This is a genomic window from Streptomyces sp. NPDC005004 (assembly GCF_053600675.1).
The window spans coordinates 234,791-248,246 of record NZ_JBSGAH010000005.1; the positions used below are offsets into that span (position 1 = coordinate 234,791).

15 protein-coding genes are annotated in these 13,456 nt (G+C 72.9%); 9 read left to right on the top strand and 6 right to left on the bottom strand.

The window, feature by feature from the left end; all coding sequences use genetic code 11:
- Positions 1-15: 15 nt before the first annotated feature.
- Positions 16-414 (top strand): SseB family protein, encoded by a 399-nt coding sequence (locus ACWEEU_RS08930; protein ID WP_018546259.1) that lies wholly within the window; start codon positions 16-18, stop codon positions 412-414.
- A 162-nt stretch (positions 415-576) separates the two neighbouring features.
- On the opposite strand, the gene ACWEEU_RS08935 is transcribed toward ACWEEU_RS08930, so the two are convergent.
- Positions 577-972 carry a MarR family winged helix-turn-helix transcriptional regulator gene (locus tag ACWEEU_RS08935; protein WP_385748830.1) on the bottom strand — a complete coding sequence of 132 codons (396 nt, stop codon included), beginning with the start codon at positions 970-972 and terminating at the stop codon, positions 577-579.
- A 232-nt stretch (positions 973-1,204) separates the two neighbouring features.
- Between ACWEEU_RS08935 and ACWEEU_RS08940 the strand changes: the two genes are divergently transcribed.
- From ACWEEU_RS08940 to ACWEEU_RS08955, 4 genes are all read left to right on the top strand, one after another.
- The gene (locus ACWEEU_RS08940; RefSeq protein ID WP_385748827.1) at positions 1,205-1,495 is read left to right on the top strand and encodes an ArsR family transcriptional regulator; all 291 of its coding nucleotides are present in this window, start codon (positions 1,205-1,207) and stop codon (positions 1,493-1,495) included.
- A gap of 318 nt (positions 1,496-1,813) precedes the next feature.
- On the top strand, positions 1,814-2,650 hold the full coding sequence (locus ACWEEU_RS08945) for an undecaprenyl-diphosphate phosphatase (protein ID WP_451730214.1): 837 nt from the start codon (positions 1,814-1,816) through the stop codon (positions 2,648-2,650).
- 172 nt (positions 2,651-2,822) lie between these two features.
- Positions 2,823-3,479, top strand: a complete 657-nt coding sequence (locus tag ACWEEU_RS08950) for a FadR/GntR family transcriptional regulator (protein WP_385740253.1) — start codon at positions 2,823-2,825, stop codon at positions 3,477-3,479.
- A gap of 40 nt (positions 3,480-3,519) precedes the next feature.
- Positions 3,520-4,536: an asparaginase gene (locus ACWEEU_RS08955; protein ID WP_451730217.1), complete on the top strand. Its 1,017-nt coding sequence runs from the start codon at positions 3,520-3,522 to the stop codon at positions 4,534-4,536.
- A gap of 32 nt (positions 4,537-4,568) precedes the next feature.
- On the opposite strand, the gene ACWEEU_RS08960 is transcribed toward ACWEEU_RS08955, so the two are convergent.
- Positions 4,569-5,750 carry a D-alanyl-D-alanine carboxypeptidase family protein gene (locus tag ACWEEU_RS08960; RefSeq protein ID WP_451730220.1) on the bottom strand — a complete coding sequence of 394 codons (1,182 nt, stop codon included), beginning with the start codon at positions 5,748-5,750 and terminating at the stop codon, positions 4,569-4,571.
- A gap of 228 nt (positions 5,751-5,978) precedes the next feature.
- On the opposite strand from ACWEEU_RS08960, the gene ACWEEU_RS08965 reads away from it, so the two are divergent.
- Positions 5,979-6,893, top strand: a complete 915-nt coding sequence (locus tag ACWEEU_RS08965) for a hypothetical protein (protein ID WP_451730223.1) — start codon at positions 5,979-5,981, stop codon at positions 6,891-6,893.
- A gap of 212 nt (positions 6,894-7,105) precedes the next feature.
- Entirely contained in the window at positions 7,106-7,861 is a 756-nt protein-coding gene (locus ACWEEU_RS08970) for a class I SAM-dependent methyltransferase (protein ID WP_451730226.1), read from the top strand.
- On the opposite strand, the gene ACWEEU_RS08975 is transcribed toward ACWEEU_RS08970, so the two are convergent.
- Together ACWEEU_RS08975 and ACWEEU_RS08980 are read right to left on the bottom strand one after the other, a co-directional pair.
- Positions 7,839-8,582 carry a GntR family transcriptional regulator gene (locus tag ACWEEU_RS08975; protein WP_385740220.1) on the bottom strand — a complete coding sequence of 248 codons (744 nt, stop codon included), beginning with the start codon at positions 8,580-8,582 and terminating at the stop codon, positions 7,839-7,841. The genes ACWEEU_RS08970 and ACWEEU_RS08975 overlap by 23 nt on opposite strands.
- 138 nt (positions 8,583-8,720) lie before the next feature.
- Positions 8,721-9,371: a TetR/AcrR family transcriptional regulator gene (locus tag ACWEEU_RS08980; RefSeq protein WP_451730230.1), complete on the bottom strand. Its 651-nt coding sequence runs from the start codon at positions 9,369-9,371 to the stop codon at positions 8,721-8,723.
- Positions 9,372-9,446: 75 nt separating this feature from the next.
- On the opposite strand from ACWEEU_RS08980, the gene ACWEEU_RS08985 reads away from it, so the two are divergent.
- On the top strand, positions 9,447-10,976 hold the full coding sequence (locus tag ACWEEU_RS08985) for an FAD-dependent oxidoreductase (RefSeq protein ID WP_451730233.1): 1,530 nt from the start codon (positions 9,447-9,449) through the stop codon (positions 10,974-10,976).
- Positions 10,977-11,058: 82 nt separating this feature from the next.
- Here ACWEEU_RS08985 and ACWEEU_RS08990 read toward each other — a convergent pair whose 3' ends face one another.
- Positions 11,059-11,643 (bottom strand): Rv1733c family protein, encoded by a 585-nt coding sequence (locus ACWEEU_RS08990; protein WP_385740211.1) that lies wholly within the window; start codon positions 11,641-11,643, stop codon positions 11,059-11,061.
- A gap of 358 nt (positions 11,644-12,001) precedes the next feature.
- On the opposite strand from ACWEEU_RS08990, the gene ACWEEU_RS08995 reads away from it, so the two are divergent.
- Entirely contained in the window at positions 12,002-12,865 is an 864-nt protein-coding gene (locus tag ACWEEU_RS08995; protein ID WP_451730237.1) for a GNAT family N-acetyltransferase, read from the top strand.
- 68 nt (positions 12,866-12,933) lie between these two features.
- Here the strand turns inward: ACWEEU_RS08995 and ACWEEU_RS09000 are convergent, their stop codons facing one another.
- A complete protein-coding gene (locus ACWEEU_RS09000; RefSeq protein ID WP_385740206.1) occupies positions 12,934-13,374 on the bottom strand; it encodes a MarR family winged helix-turn-helix transcriptional regulator in 441 nt (146 codons plus the stop codon).
- Positions 13,375-13,456 lie beyond the last annotated feature (82 nt).

The following is a 13,456-nucleotide window of genomic DNA, read 5'->3' on the forward strand; positions in this document are numbered from 1 at the left end:
ACCTGGGGATGTGCCATGGAGACACCCGCTCACGACGACCACCAGACGCCGGCTCAGCAGGCTCTCGACGTGCTGGCCGTCAACACCGCCGACGAAGCGGCGCTGGACACCCTCGCGCACAGCGACGTGCTCGTCCCGATGCCGGACGACGCGGCCGAAATGGAGGGCGCCGACTCCTCGACGGTCGCCCTGCCCGTCCTCGAACAGCCCGGAGGCGAACAGGTCGTCCCCGTCTTCACCTCGGAGATCGAGATGGCCGGGCTGCTGCCGTCCATCTCCCGCTACCGGCTGATCCAGCTCGGCGCCCTCGCCGCCCAGTGGCCGGAGGAGGAACTCTCGCTCACGATCGACGGCAGCTCCGAACACGGACTGACGCTCACGTCGCAGGGAGTGCGCACGCTGCTCGCACGATGAGCGGACCATCTGGAGACGGAGCCGTGCGGTACGGGCGGCTCCGTCTCTGGGGCGTGCGCCCATGTGTGGCTCCCATATAGGTGGGGTCCACACAGGGCATAAGTAGGGTCCACATAGGGCGCGCCCGCACGAACCGGGCGTCCCATACCGAGGCCGGGCGGCTCAGTCCTCTCCGGCCAGCATCTTCTCCAGCACGGCGCGCTGCAGGGGCCGTACCTCGGCGTACAGATCGCGGCCCTTGCGGGTGAGCGCCACCCACACCCCGCGCCGGTCCTCCGCGCACACCGAGCGCTCGACCAGGCCCTCCTTCTCCAGGCGGCCGATCAGCCGGGACAGCGCGGACTGACTCAGATGGACCCGCCCGACCAGGTTCTGCACCCGGCACTGGTCCCCCTCGGCGGGCGACTCGGCGGCCAGGATGTCCAGCACCTCGAAGTCGCTGGCACCGAGCCCGTGCGGATGCAGGACGCGATCGATCTCGCACAGGGTGCGCGCATGGATCGCGAGGATGCCCCGCCACCGTTCTTCCAGCCGGGCATCGGCCGTCTTGACTGCCATACCCGCACCGTAGCACCGATCCAGCCACTCCTTGAGCGTGCAAGTAGTACCGGTTCCGGCCCCCTCGCGGCACCGCCGTTTCCCCCTTCCGCGCTGCGCACTCCGGGCTCCGGTTCCGGCCGCGCGGAGGGTCCGGTACCGGACAACGGACATCGAGACGCGGACGCGACGCCACCGCCTGCGCCACAGTGGGACACGGCCCACGAGGAGCCCGGGATCGGAGGCGGACGGCATGATGGGGAGGCCCTCGGGCCGCGTACGGCAGACCGTCCTGGAACTGCTCAAGGATCCGGCGGCCCACTTCCCCGAGGCGCGCCGCCACCGCGACCCCGCCGGCACCGGGGTCACCGCGCGGGCGGTCGCCGCCCACCTCGGTCTGCCCCGCCGGACCGTCGCCGCCCACCTCGACTTCCTCGCCGGCCTCGGCCTGCTGCGCACGCGACGGGTACGGCTGCGCACCCACTACCGCCGCGACGAACCGCGCATCGCCGAGGTCGCCCAGCTCTTCGAAAAGGGCTGGTGAGCGACCCGGTGCGAACTCGGCCGCAGCTACGCGCCATGCCACACCGGCTCGGGCAAAGCGGACTCGCGCGGTAAGAAGTCGTTGTGAAACGGTCGGACGTCAGGCACGGCCGAGCACCGGGACGGTAAGCGCGTCCCCCCTCGCGTCGCACCGCGCCCGCACCCGGCACTCGCGGGTGCGACCCGCTCCCCGGCCACCCCGGACGTCACCGCGCGGGCGCGTGGCTCTACGCTGCCGCCAGCGCCGGGGCCGTACACGGCCGGGCATAGTAAGACTGACTACAGCACTGTCGACCTCCTCTCCCCAGAACTGGATTCCATGAGCGCCATCTCCGTCGGTCAAGCCGTCGTCCTCGGTGTAGTCGAGGGGGTGACCGAGTTCCTCCCCGTGTCCTCCACCGGCCACCTCAAGATCGCCGAGGGGCTCATGCACATCCCGGTCGACGACAAGTCCGTCGTCGGCTTCTCCGCCGTCATCCAGGTCGGCGCCATCGCCGCCGTGCTCGTGTACTTCTTCAAGGACATCAAGCGGATCGTCACCGCCTGGTTCCGCGGTCTGGTCCGTCCCCAGGAGCGCTACCGCCGCGACTACAAGTTCGCCTGGTGGGTCATCGCCGCGACCATCCCGATCGTGGTGGTGGGTCTGGCCGCCAAGCCGCTGATCGACGGCCCGCTCGCCTCGCTCTGGGTGGTCGCCGGTTCGCTGATCGGCGGCTCGGTCGTCATGTGGTGCGCGGACCAGATGGGCCGCCACAAGCGCGGTGAGGACGACACCTCCTTCAAGGACGCGATGCTGGTCGGCAGCTCGCAGATCCTCGCCCTGCTCTTCCCCGGCTTCTCCCGCTCCGGCGCCACCATGTCGACCGCGCTCATCCTGGACCTCGACCGCGTCGCCGCCACCCGCCTCTCCTTCTTCCTCGGCATCCCGGCCCTGACCGGCGCCGGCATCTACGAGCTGAAGGACGCCCTCGGCGCCGGTGTGGGCGCGGCCCCGCTCGCGGTCGGCACGGGCGTCTCCTTCGTCGTCGCCTACGCCTCCATCGCCTGGCTGCTCAAGTTCGTCGCCAAGCACTCCTTCAACGCCTTCGTGATCTACCGCATCGTCATCGGCGCGCTGCTCTTCGGTCTGCTCGCCACGGGTGTGCTCAACAGCTGACCCCAGCCTTCCGTCGCGCACGGGGGTGCGGAGCCCATATGTGGGCTTCCGCACCCCGTGCGCGCTTTTGGGTGTGACGCCTTGACATGTTTTCCCCGCACACCGCAGGATCGCCCTCGTGAACCTGTCAGACAGCCAGACAACCGTCCCGGCTCCCCGGCGTGTCAGCGCCATGGAGGCGGTCCTCGGACATCTGCGCGGCGCCATCGAACGCGGCACGTACGCGATCGGCGACAAGCTGCCCTCCGAGGCCGAGCTGTGCCGCGCCCTGGAGGTCTCGCGACCCGTACTCCGCGAGGCACTGCGGGCCCTCCAGACGATGGGTCTCACCGTCTCCCGGACCGGCAAGGGCACCTTCGTCGTCGCCCGTACGGTCGCGGACCCCACGTTCGGCGACTACACGGCCGGCCATCTGCTGGAGGTGCGCCGCCACATCGAGGTCCCGGTCGCCGGGTACGCGGCCCAGCGCCGGACCCCGGAGGACCTGGACCGGCTGACCGGACTCCTCGACCGCATGGACCGGGAGACGGACACCACCGCGTGGGTCGCCATGGACACCCTCTTCCACCTGTCCGTCGCCGAGGCCGCGCACAACCCGGTCTTCCGCAAGGTGATCGAGGAGATCCGGGACGCCCTGGCCCGCCAGTCGGCCTTCCTCACCGAGCTGGCAGGGCGTCGCGAGCAGTCCAACCGGGAACACCGCGCCATCGTCGAGGCACTGCTCGACGGATCAGGACCCGACGCCGCCGACGCGATGAGCCACCACCTCGACCGCGTCGCCACCAGCCTCGACGGCATCGTCCGTCCGCCCGCACCCGCCGACGCGTGACCCGCGCACCGGCCCGCCCCACCTCGTGATTCAGGCAGAGATGTACAGCAGCTTCCCCGCCGACGCCCCCGTCGTCCGCGAACCCCGCCATGTCCCCGTCGCCCACCTCATACGCGGCGGCATCGTCGAAGGTGTCCACCACGGCTCCGTCGTCGTGCTCGGCACCGACGGCCGCGTCGAGTTCGCCCTCGGCGACATCGAGGCCGCCTTCTACCCGCGCTCCGCCCTCAAGCCCGTCCAGGCCGTCGCCATGCTGCGCGCCGGACTGCCGCTCGACGGCGAACTGCTCTCGCTGACCGCCGCCAGCCACTCCGGCGAGGAGACCCACCTCGCGGCCACCCGGCGCCTCCTCGACCTCGCCGGACTCACCGAGGCCGACCTGCGCAACGTCCCCGACCTGCCGTACGACCCGGTCGTCCGCGACGAGTGGATCCGCGCCGGACGCGCCCCCTCCCGGCTCGCCCAGAACTGCTCAGGCAAGCACGCCGCCATGCTGTGGACCGCCCGCCTCAACGACTGGTCCCTGCCCGACTACCTCGACCCGGCCCACCCCCTCCAGCAGGCCGTCGCCCGTACCGTGGCGGACCTGACCGGGCAGCCTCCCGCCCACGTCACCGTCGACGGCTGCGGCGCACCCCTCTTCGCCGTCTCCCTGCACGGCCTGGCCCGCGCCGCCGCCCGCATCACCACCGCCGCGCCCGGCACGCCCGAGGCACGGGTGGCGGACGCCATGCGCGAGCACGCCGAAACGGCCTCCGGCACCCGCCGCGACGTGGCCGCGCTCATGCGGGCGGTGCCCGGTCTGCTCGCCAAGGACGGCTTCGAGGGCGTCCAGGTGGCCGCGCTGCCCGACGGCCGTGCCGTCGCCGTCAAGATCGCCGACGGCGCCGACCGGGCGCGTGTGCCCGTCGCCGCGGCGGCCCTGGCCCGCGCCGGGGTGGACCCGGCCCTGCTGACCGCCTTCGAGGGACAGGCCCTGCTCGGCGGTGGCCGACCGGTCGGCAGCGTCCGTCCGGTACCGGCGCTGACCGAGGCTCCGCTGACGCCCTGCGCGTGAGGGCCGGGGCCGGCGGGGGGAGCCTTCGCCGGTCAGAGGTCCTTGGAGCGCGGCCTCTTCGACCGCAGGATCAGCGCCACCACCGCCGCGCCCAGCCCCGAGATGACCGCGACCGTGGCGGTCTCCGCCCAGTCCGTGTCGTCGGGCGGTGTCGGGGAGGTGGCCGCCGCGACCGGTACGGCGGAGTGCTTCGGCTTCGGGGCGGGGGCGGCGCGCAGGCCGTCGAGGGAGCCGACCGGGTCCACCCGGCCGTTTGCCGCGAACCCCCAGTCGAGCAGGGACCGTGCCTCCTCGTAGACCGCGAGACCGCCGCCCTCCTGCGGGTTCATCACCGTCACCACGAGGGTGCGGCCATCCCGGCGCGCGGCGGCTACCAGCGTGTTGCCCGCGTGGCTGGTGTAGCCGTTCTTGATGCCGAGCAGCCCGGGATAGCGGGCCACCCCGTCCTCCCCGGTCAGCAGCCGGTTGGTGTTCTCGATGCCGAACGGCAGACCGTCCCCGGGGAACTCGGCCTGCGCGGTGGAGCAGTACCGGGCGAAGTCGGGGTTGCGCAGCCCCTCCCGCCCGAAGACCGCGAGGTCGAACGCCGAGGACACCTGGCCCGGCGCGTCGTAGCCGTCGGGGGAGACCACATGGGTGTCCAGGGCGCCCAAGGTCTGCGCCTTGGTCTGCATGCGGCTCACCGTCCTCGGCACCCCGCCGTCCAGTGCGGCGAGCACATGGACGGCGTCGTTCCCGGAGCTGAGGAACACTCCGCGCCACAGGTCCGACACCTGATAGGTGTGGCCCTCCTCCACACCGACCAGGCTGCTGCCCTCGCCGACGTCGGCCAGCTCCTCGTAGCGGACGGTGTGCATCTCCGTGGAGGGCAGCGTCGGCAGGACGGTGAGCGCGAACAGTGTCTTGAGGGTGCTGGCCGGGGGCAGCTTGCGGTGGGCGCCGTCGGCCGCCAGGACATCGCCGGTCCCGGCGTCGGCGACCAGCCAGGACAGCGCCGACACCTCCGGCAGCTCGGGCGCGCCGCGCAGGGGACGTACCTGGGTGCCGGAATCGTAGAGCAGCGACGGCTGGGGGACGGCCGCGCGCGGGGCCGGAGGCGCCGGTTCCCCCGCGCCGTGTCCGAGGGCGAAGGCGGCCGGCGCGAGGGCCAGCACCCCCGCCGTGCACAGGGAACAGAGGGACACGGTCGCCCTACGAGAGAATCCGGTGCTCATATGATCAACGTATGAAAGGGAGGGAGGTGCGGCGAGCCACCCGCGCCGGACGGCCCAGCGGAGCAACCCGGATGCCGCACGCGGGAACCCGCCCGGCCCAGCCGGAGTCCCGTCACCGGCGCCTCCTCGGGGGCGTACGCCGTCACGAGGCCGCCCCGGACGTCCGCGGACCGTAACGATCCCGGACGTACGGGGACTTGACCCGGCGGTCCGCACTACCGTGACGACATGTCCACGCCACCGCAGCCATCGCAGCCTCCTCAGCCGCCCGGACAGCCTGGACCGCCTCCTCCGCCGCAGGGACAGTCCGCCCCGCAGCCCTCGGTACCCCCGGCGCAGCCCGGCTCGCCCGCGCCGCAGCCCTCGGTGCCGCCGCAGCCGACGGCCTACTCCTACCCGAACCCGCAGTCACCCCCGCAGGCCAACCCCTACGCCCAGCCGCCCCACCCCTACGGGCAGCCCGCCCAGTTCGGCCCGCCGCCGGGTGCGCCGGCCGGTCCGCCGTCCGGCGGCGGGGGAGGGGCCGCCGGACGGGCGGTGCTCTGGGCCGTGGTCGGCGCCGTCGTGGCGTCCGCCGCGTGGGCGGCCGGAGTGTTCCTGATCGGCGCCCCGGGCGAAGCCGACCTGCGCGGCTACGCCGCCCCCTCCGACCTGTGCGCGGACGCCGACTACTCGGCGTTCAAGGACGAGTACCCCGCGACCGACGCCGCCCCGACGCACAGCTCCCTCAAGGACCCGGCGTTGCACGAGAGTTACTGCAGCGTCAGCCTGAAGAAGACCGGCTCGGCCTACGCCGACGCCTATCTCTCCCTGCAACTGGACCTGCACCGCAAGACCGACCCCGCACCGGAGTTCACCGCCACCTGGAAGAACTACGACGACAGCCACACGGGTTACGACGTGAGCCCGGTCGCGGGCATCGGCGACGAGGCGTACCTGGTGACCCGGGACACCACCAGCGGCTCCTCCAGCGGCTCCCGCTTCGCGACGCTGGCGGTACGGGACGGATGGACGACGTACACCATGGGCTACAGCGTCTACCTCACCTCCTACGACAGCGACGACAAGCCGCCCGCCCTCGACGACGTCACCGACTGGCTGAAGACCGACACGAAGGCGACGTTGAAACGGCTCAAGGACTGAGCGGGTTCCGTTCGCGCGCCCGAGGGCCTGCCGTCGAACTCCCGCCTGCGGGGCGACGCCATACGCCCACGCTCGCCGCACCGGGCGCGACCCCCCCCGTACGTCCAGTAGGAGGGCCCACGACCGGCATGCCGAGAGCACGCACCTGACGCCGCCCCGCCCGCCCTCCGGGCGGACGGCGGGAGTTCGACGACAGGCCCTAGGCTGAGGACATGTTCAGCCCCGAAGGTCCCACCCTGCGCGAGCTGGCCGTACAGGCCCTGTCGTCCGTGGAGCGGGGCTACGACCTGCTCGCGCCGAAGTTCGACCACACCCCCTTCCGCACGCCGGACCCGGTCCTTGAGGCGGTCGCGAAGGCGCTCGGGCCGCTCGGCCCGTACGAGGACGGCCTCGACCTGTGCTGCGGCACCGGCGCCGGGCTCGACGTACTGACCGGGCTGTGCCGTCGCAGCGTCACCGGGACCGACTTCAGCGCCGGGATGCTCGACGTCGCCCGGGGGCGCGTCGCCGCCGGGGCCGGCGAGCCGTCCGTCGCATGGGTGCGCGCGGACGCCCGCGCGCTGCCCTTCACGGCCGCCTTCGATCTCGTCGTCAGCTTCGGGGCGTTCGGGCACTTCCTGCCCGCGGAACTGCCCGGCCTGTTCGAGCAGGTCCGCAACTCCCTGCGCCCGGGCGGGCACTTCGCCTTCCCGGTGCTCGCCCCACCCCGTCCGACGAACCTCGCGTACTGGGCGCTGCTCGGCTTCGACGCGGCGATGCGGGTGCGCAACTCCGTGTGGCGGCCGCCGTTCGTCATGTACTACCGGGCCTTCCGACTCGGTGATGTCGCGAGGGAGTTGAAGCGCACCGGATTCACCGTCGAACTGCGGGACCTGCCCGAGTTCGGCCGGCGTGACGACGGTGCTCCGCGCGCCCGGCTCCTGGTCGCCCGGCGCGCGGCGGAGGTCAGCCCGCCGCCGGAAGCGTGAACTCGTAGACGAGCGTGTCCTCTTCGGCGTTGACCACCAGATCCGTGATCTCCAGCGGACGCGCGTACTGGTCCCGCACCCGCCGGGTCACCCGCACCGAAGAGGCGTCCCCCACCTGGCTGATGGAGTCACGGTGGTGCAGGGTCAGCCCCGCCTTGCGCATCCAGTCGTAGGCCCGGCCCAGCTCCGCCGGGGTGGCCCCGTCGGCGCGCTCGCGATAGCGCGCCAGCTCCGCGACCTCGGCCAGGGCCACCGCCGAGAACGACGTCACCGCCGTGCGCAGCGAGCGGCCGTCAGGACCCGCCGACAGATAGCGGTGCACCAGCGTCGGCCGGTGCGGGGCGAGGCCCAGCGCCCGCGCGTGCTCCGGCGGCGGCGCCTCCCAGGTCACCGTCGCCCGGTCGACCGCCCCCGGCCCGGCCGGCAGCGTGCCCACCGGGAAGGTCAGCGACACCGGCTCCTCGACCGGCCGCCCCGGCAGCGTGGCGTGACTGCCCCGCCGGTCGGTGCTCAGCATCCCGCCGCGCCGCAGCACGTCCAGCGCCTGCCGGACGGTCGCCCTGCTGACCCCGAAGTGCCGCGCGAGATGTCGTTCCCCCGGCAGCCGTTCACCCGGTGGGATCGTCCCGTCGCGCAGTTCCTCGAGCAACCGGGAAGCGACCCGCTGATACAGGGTCCGCTCGTCGCTGTGCCGGGATTCGTGCGGGGTGGTGCGGGACATGCCGCCCCTCCTGTCGGTGACAAGACGTAGCCGCTCGGGCTCATTGCGCCACCGTATCTAGCATTGGTCTAAACCACTTGGGAAGGGAATTCCGGGTGTTCGGCCGAAATCCTTCGGTGCGCAGCGGGAGTTGAGGGGTTACCGCCGGGACGTCAGGTCGCCCAAGCCGTTCTCGAGCAGCGTGAAGGCGTGCTCGGCGTCGGTCACCGCGCCCGCGTACCGTTCGTCCGCGGACTCCCCGGACGCCAGTCGGTCCGCGTTGTCCTGCGCCAGCGCCCAGTGCACGCCGACGATCTGCACCGCCGCCAGGCGCGCGGTGAGTTCCGGAGTGTCCGCCGTCTCGCGCAGGGCCTCGGCGAGCGCGCGTTCCGCGACGGTCTTGAACCGTTCCATCCGGGACATCAGCGACGGCGCGTCGACGATCATCCGATGGAGCCTGCGCACCGGGGGGAGGTCGTTGAGCCCGGTGATCGGGTCGCGCTCGCGCAGCCCCCGCAGGAAATGCTCGCGTACCGCGCTCAGCGGATCGGTGCCGGGCACGCGGGTCCGCACCACACGAGCCAGCTCGGTCTCATGGTCGGCGAGCCTGTGGACGACGAGGTCTTCCTTGGTCGGGAAGTACGCGAAGAGCGTCCGCTTGGACACCTCGGCCGCCTCGGCCACCTGGGCCACCGACACCTGGTTGAAGCCGTGTTCCAGGAACAGCGAGATCGCGGCGTCGGAGATCGCCTCCCGCGTGCGCTGCTTCTTCCGTTCCCGCAGTCCCGGCTTGCCGTCCACGGCGCCCACCGTAGCAGAGGATTGCCCCGAGGAGATTTCTGCACTTGGTATACATTTAACCTCAGGCGAGAGATTGGACTGAAGATGCCGACCGAGACCGAGACCGAGACCGAGATCGAGACACAGGTCGTCGTCGCGGGCGCCGGCCCCACCGGGCTGACGCTGGCGTACGAACTGGCCCTCGCCGGGGTCCGCACCGTGGTGCTGGAGAAGCTGCCGCGCCGCGTCGACCAGGTGAAGGGCGGCGGAGTGCAGCCCCGCACAGCCGAACTGCTGGAGAACCGGGGCCTGCTGGAGCCGCTGCTGCGGCGCGTCACCCCCCGCGAACAGGTGGGCGGCCACTTCGCGACGCTCCCCGTCCCGCTGGACTGCACCCCCTGGAACACCAGGCACCCCTGTCCGGTCGCCATCTCCCAGGGCGACGTCGAGGACGTGCTCGGGGAGCGGGCGACCGCCGCCGGGGCGCGGTTGCTGCGCGGTACCCCCGTCACCGGGGTCGAGCAGGACGGCGACGGCGTGCTCGTGACAGCGGACGGGCTGCGTGTGCGGGCGCGGTACCTGGTCGCATGCGACGGCGGCCACAGCACCGTGCGCGAACTGCTCGGCGTGCCGTTCCCCGGCAGGCCCGGAACGCACCAGGCGGTGCTGGCCGACATCCGACTGACCGCCGTATCGGCGCTGGTGCCACGGCAGTTGGGGCACATGAGCACCCTCACCCGGCAGGGCGGCGGCCACTGGGCCATGCTGGCCCCGCTCGGCGGCGACCGGTACCGGATCACCTTCGGACGCGCGGGCGAGCCCGACACCTCCCGCGACACCCCCGTCACCCCGGAGGAGATCACCACCGCCCTGCGGGCCGTGTACGGCCCCGGGACCACCCTCGGCGCCGTGGACAACGCCTCCCGGTTCACCGACGCCACCCGGCAGGTGGAGAACTACCGCGCCGGCCGCGTCCTGTTCGCGGGGGACGCCGCGCACATCCATCCGCCGCTGGGCGGACAGGGTCTCAACCTCGGTGTGCAGGACGCCTTCAACCTCGGCTGGAAACTCGCCGCCGTCCTCCAGGACCGCGCACCGGGTGACCTCCTGGACAGCTACCACGCCGAACGCCACCCGGTCGCCGCCCAGGTCCTGCACCACACCTCGGCACAGCGGGTCCTCGCGAACCCGAACCCCGGCGAGGACGTGGCCGCCCTGCGCGACATCGTCACCGATCTGCTCCGCCTGCCCGACACCAACCGCCACATCGCGGGCCTGATGTCCGGCCTCTCGCTGCGCTACGACCTGCCCGGCGACCACCCGCTCACCGGTGGCCGCGTGCCCGACGCGGACCTCGTCACCGGGAACGGTCCCGTCCGGCTGTCGGCGCTCCTCGCCCCGGGCCGCGCGGTGCTGCTCGATCTGGGAGGCGTCATCCCGGCCGGCGTCCGGCTCCCGCCCCGCGTCGACCTCGTGCGCGCCACGTCCGCCGAGGACCTGGGCGCCGCCGCGCTGCTCATCCGGCCCGACGGATACGTCTGCTGGGCCGCCGACGGCGAACCCGGCCCCGGCGCGGACCTGTCCGACGAGATCGCCGAGCGCCTCGTGGGCGCGCGCGGAAGAGCTGCGGGCTGATTCCCCCCCGCCCAGGGCCTGTCTGACGATTCCCGTCGTCGCCCGGAGCGGCAGACGAGAATTGTCAGACAGGCCCTGGGGCTCAGGTGCGTGGCCGGGTCCACTTCGGGCCCGTGCGGGCCCAGTCGCGGTCCCATTCGGCCAGGCGGCGGCGGAGGGCGAGGCGGCGTTCGACGGTACGGGCGAGGAGGGCGGCGGCGATGGTGGCGCCCGCCGCGCACAGGCCCACGGTGACCGTGTGCTGCCAGACGGAGACGTCGTTCGCCGGGGGCGCCACGCTGTGGCCGCGCCGGTCGAACCAGACCGGCACCGTGTCCTCGGTGCGCGTCCCGGCGGGCACACGGGCCAGGGCGGTACGGGTCGTGCCGTTCGGGTCGGTCCAGCGGACCTCGGCACTGTAGGTGTGGCCCCGGTCGCGGTGGACCAGGGGCGCGTGGTCGGAGACCGGGCCGACCACCTTCGCGCGCACCTGATGCCGCTCGGCACGCTGCGCGACGGCGCGGGACTGGGCCTGGCCGTGTGCGTGCAGCCCCGCGACCGCCCCGATCAAGGGCGCCACCCCGCACACCAGGACGGCCACCAGCAGCACCGTCCACGCCTCCACCACGTCCGACCTGCGTCGCAGCGGATTGCGCCGCCAGCGCCAACCGCGCACCGGGGTACGCATGTCCACCTCCTCGCCGCGGCGGGGCCGGGCCCGGTCGGCCCCGGAAGTGCCGGGGGCCGGTCGGCCGTCGTCCGCGTACGCACACGAGCGTTCCCACCCGTTTCGTACCCCGAATGGCGCACCTCGCTCCTCGTGCGCGTCGCTGCTTCACCTCTGGCCGGAAGAGGGGCCGTTCGGCCTTCCCCGTTCGGCCCACGTCTCCGGTGCCCCTTGCCCGCCTCTGCCCAGGACCGCGCCCCGATCATTGCGATCCCGTGAACTGCGTACGGCCCAGGGAATAGCGACACCGGTGTTCACACTTGGGGCGGTTACCGGCGCCGTCGCGCCGGGCACGAGGCGAGGGAAGCGAGGACAGAGGATGCCCGAGGCGTACGTCTCCACGCGGCACGGCGACCGGGAGGTGACGGCGGGCGCGGACCGGCCGGATCCGGCCCGCGGCGGGACAGCCGCCCGCGCGGACACCGCCACCGGACCGCTGCCCGGTACCGGACTCGCGCCAGGACCGCTGCCCGGCAGCGATCTCCGCGTCCTCGACAACCCCGCCCTCGCCGCCCTGACCGGCCCGCACGCCCACTTCGCCGAGCGGCGCGGCCGGATCCTGCGCTACCCGGCGGACGTCACCCCATGGCTCGCGCTGCCCGAAGACCCCGACGCGCGGGACTGGGCCGACGCCGCCGCCCTGAGCGGACCCGGCGCCGAGGTGCCGCTGCTCGGCTTCCGGGGCGACGTGCCGGAGGGCTGGGAGGTCACCTTCCGGATCGAGGGCGTCCAGTTGGTGGACGACGGGCTCGTCACCGCGCCCGAACCCGAGGCGGTACGGCTCGGCCCGGCCGACGTGCCCGAGATGCTGGACCTCGTCGAGCGCACCCGGCCGGGACCCTTCCTGCCGCGCACCGTCGAACTGGGCACCTACCTGGGCATCCGCCGCGAGGGCAGGCTGATCGCCATGGCGGGGGAGCGGCTGCACCCGCCGGGCTGGACCGAGATCAGCGCCGTCTGCACCGACCCGGCCCACCGGGGCGAGGGCCTGGCCACCCGGCTGATCCTCGCCGTCGCCCACGGCATCCGCGAACGCGGTGAGACGCCCTTCCTGCACACCGGCGCCACCAACACGAACGCCATCCGGCTCTACGAGTCCCTGGGCTTCCGGCTCCGCCTGCGCACCTCGTTCGGCGCCGCCCGCGCACCCGAGCACCTGGCGGCACCGGCGGCCCGGCGGTAGCTGTTGGCCAGCCGTCCGGGGCGTGGTCCTCGGCCGCCGTACGTCCACGCCCCGCGCCGGGGCCGTCCTCAGCCGGCTCCGGTCCCCGACGGACCGGCGTTGTACCGCTCCAGATAGGCCGCGAAGCGGACCAGGTCCTCCTCCGGCCAGTCCGCGAGCCGTTCCCGGAAGGCGGCCCGGCGGCTGCTGGTGACCTCGGCCAGGATCTCCCGGCCCGCGTCCGTCAGATGCAGCACCTGCACCCGGTGGTCCTCGGGATCGTGCCGCCGCTCGATCAGCCCGTCCCGCTCCAGTGCCGCCACCTGCCGGCTCACCGTCGACTTGTCCAGGGCGTAGTGCGCCGCCAGATCGGTCGCCCGGCAGTCGTCGCGCTCCTCCAGATGCCCGAGCAGCGTGTAGGACACGAGCGAGAGCTGGGGGTGCATCCGGCCCGCCGAGGCCCGGGCGCGACGGGCGAACGCCGTCATCTCGCGATGGATCGTCTCCACCGCAGTCTCCGCCGCCGTCATGGGCGTCCACCTCCGACGAATGCCTTCAACGCCATCTCGTTGTATAGTACAACTTGAATCGAAGGTTGTATAAGCCAACTGT